Here is a 3,071-nt window from a genome sequence, read left to right on the forward strand (position 1 = left end):
GGATTATTATGTAAAAAGCCCCTGTATCAATAGTGGCTGTTCGGTAATCAACGGTGAAATCCAAACCGATCCCGACGGCACCCCTCCGGATATCGGAGCGATCTACTATCCGCATCATCATCGTGTGTACTTCCCTGCTAATGGTCCGCAGCATCCATCCGGAATCCATTGGCTATCATTCCCGGTGCTGGATGACCGAACGTTCACCAATGGGGTTTATTGGAATGAACTTGGGTTTATGTTTGAAGCTCACATGCAGGGGCCTCCCAACAATCCTTCGCAACTAAGCCAGATCCTATGGAGTTATGATGGGGAGGACGGGAAGATGCATCATGATGAAAGTAACTGGTTCAATACCGATCATCCGGCCACCCAACCTAAAGGCTACAAAGTAAAATTCAATACAGGTGTTCTTCCAGACCCGGTAGTCGTAAATGGGTTCAAGGCGGATGCGGACACCACTCCAGTCGCTTGGGTAGTGGCGATCAACCATAATCCGTTTGTGAATAGCATAGGCTATTTTCTGCCAAACACACATAGGGCCGGTGATGCTTTGTCGCGCTATTTGCCGGGTAGCAACCGATTAAAGTATCTGGATTACGTGCATACCATCAAGACCCGAAATTGGAGTACATACAGGCTAAGAGAAGAGTTTGGCAGTCCCTGGATCGTCGATCCCAATAGATACACTCTATCCGAGGGGGACATGCTGGAATTGCTGCTCCTGCCCGAAGCACCCCGGGAGATGTATTGGAATACCGGGTTGCCCTCTACTCCACCTGTGATCAGGCCTCGGGCGACAGCTTTTGAATATGAAGAACAGCTGGATTACACGACGGTATTTGTGGAATTCGATCCGGAAGACCTGCCCGATGAAGTAGGCCTGTATGTAAATGGAGAATGCATGGGAGCTTCTGTGGTGGATAGCACTTTGGTAGATATATGTCTTTATCCGGATGGTGCCAAGAATGCCGGCGAGCTGGAAATAGTGTTCTTTCACGGGGGCAAAGGTAAAAAGACAGTCCGGGGATGGAGAACCTATAACGCCGACCGGATGGTATTTGAAAACATTAGCTTGAGATCAGACCAGATCGGCAGATATGCCTACATCTCCTTTACCGATGATGAAGGTGAAAGCCTGGTTCCGCTTCAGACCAGCCTGAAAGGAAACTATCCCAATCCCTTCAATCCCAGCACCAATATCTCTTTTATCCTGGCTAATGAGACGGATGCCCGGCTGGAGGTTTACAACGTCCGCGGACAAAAGGTGAAAACCTTGTGTAATACAATGCTTGCCAAAGGGAAGCATACGGTAGCGTGGAACGGTCGGGACGATCACAATCGTCAGGTCTCTTCCGGTATATACTTCTATCGCCTATCTACCCCTGAAGGCAGCTTTACTAACAAAATGATGTTGATGAAATGAAGAATCTACAAAATAGAACTTTGAAAGGTATAGCTCCTGAGCTGCACCTTACTGACAATGCCCTCCGCTTTGCCGCCGTGCAAAGCAGGGGAGCTTTTATGCTCAGGCTTATACCGGTATTCATGCTCTTATTTTTATGTTTTAGCGCTCATGCCGCCACCCTGGGCGTGGCACTGGACGGCTCGCAAGCCTTCACCGTGATCCAGGAGGCTATCAATGCCTCTGCCCATAGCGATACCGTATTGGTCTATCCGGGTAGATACTATGAGAATGTGAGATTCAATGGTAAGAATATCACTCTTGCCAGCCTGGAACTGCTTACTGGAAACCGGGGTTACGTTTATTCCACGATAATTGATGCAGATTTTCGGGGAGTGGGGATATTTGTCAATGATAATGAGTCATCAATAAAGATTCAAGGATTTACAGTAGTGAATGGAACAGGACATTACACTGAGCTTTATGATTGGACCACGGGCGGCGGAATTGCAGTTGGCAGAATGAGTGGGCAGAGGCAAGCAGAGATAATCAACTGCCATGCAACAAACAATCGAGCAGATAATGGTGCCGGAGTGTATTTGGGATACTGCCAAGCTTTCTTGAGTGGCGTAAGCATCCATCACAATACTGGAAGCTTTGGGGCAGGCATATATTTTGCTGGATCAATCAATCAATATAACGCCATCTTCGATCCCGTCAACCGCTGCAGCATTTACAGCAATTACGCAGCCTTTGGCAGTGATTTGTATTTTTACAATGTAAACTCCGTGCATGTGGTGGTGGATACCTTCACAGTGGCCAATCCCTGGAATTTTTATGCCACTGCCATACCCGCCAATCCCAATATTAGCAATCCCTATACTTTTGATATCCTGAACACCGTGCATGAGGAGGTAAATCACGATCTCTATGTGGCCCCCTGGGGTGATGATGCCAATAGCGGCATTAGCCCTGCCCAGCCCATGCAAAGCATCTTTATGGCAATGTATCGCATCGCTTCGGACAGTGAAAATCCTAAATCTGTGCACGTGGCAGACGGGCACTATTCACCCTCGCTGAACGGACAGCTATTTCCTATCCCGATCAAGAGCCATACCCGCCTGGTCGGAGAATCCCGAGAGGGGACTATTCTGGATGCGGAACATAAAACAACAGTTGTCAAAGCACCAGCACAGAGCCGGGGCTTGGTGGCTGAAAAACTAACTATTATCAATGGGAAAAGAGGAATAAGTTATGGTACGCGCTCAGAAGACTATGCTGTGTGTGATGTCAATATTGCCAATATCTTTGATCCCCGCTTAGTTACTGGATTTTCTGGTTACAAAGGTATAGGAAATATTAATATCAAAAACTTGTCGTTAAGCAATGTGTCCTCTACAGGAACATCTTACGTTTACGATCAAAAAGATCTGTCGGGTTCATTAAGCTTATCCAATTTAGAGATTTCGTCTTGTGAAGCCCCAGAAATGGATGCGATATACATTTCTTCAAGAAACGAAAGTGATGTTTTTATCGATGGCTTGGAGGTTCACAATAACAGGAGTACGATATCAGGCGATTTCGGCTTTAACTCTATGTTTCAGATCTCACCCTATAGTATATACGGGGAACGCCTGCGCATCGAGATAAAGAACTCCGCATTCTA

At 47.0% G+C, this 3,071-nt stretch carries 2 protein-coding genes; both read left to right on the forward strand.

The genetic code is table 11. The features are described 5' to 3' along the window. Nucleotides 1-1,426, forward strand: a 1,426-nt coding sequence (locus LHW48_10675; protein ID MCB5260910.1) for a T9SS type A sorting domain-containing protein, incomplete at its 5' end; no start/stop codon positions are given. After that, the coding region (locus tag LHW48_10680) for a hypothetical protein (protein ID MCB5260911.1) at nt 1,423-3,071 on the forward strand (1,649 nt) is incomplete at its 3' end. The genes LHW48_10675 and LHW48_10680, both read left to right, overlap by 4 nt.

The sequence above is a fragment of the Candidatus Cloacimonadota bacterium genome (assembly GCA_020532355.1).
In the GTDB taxonomy this organism is placed as follows: Bacteria; Cloacimonadota; Cloacimonadia; order Cloacimonadales; family Cloacimonadaceae; genus UBA5456.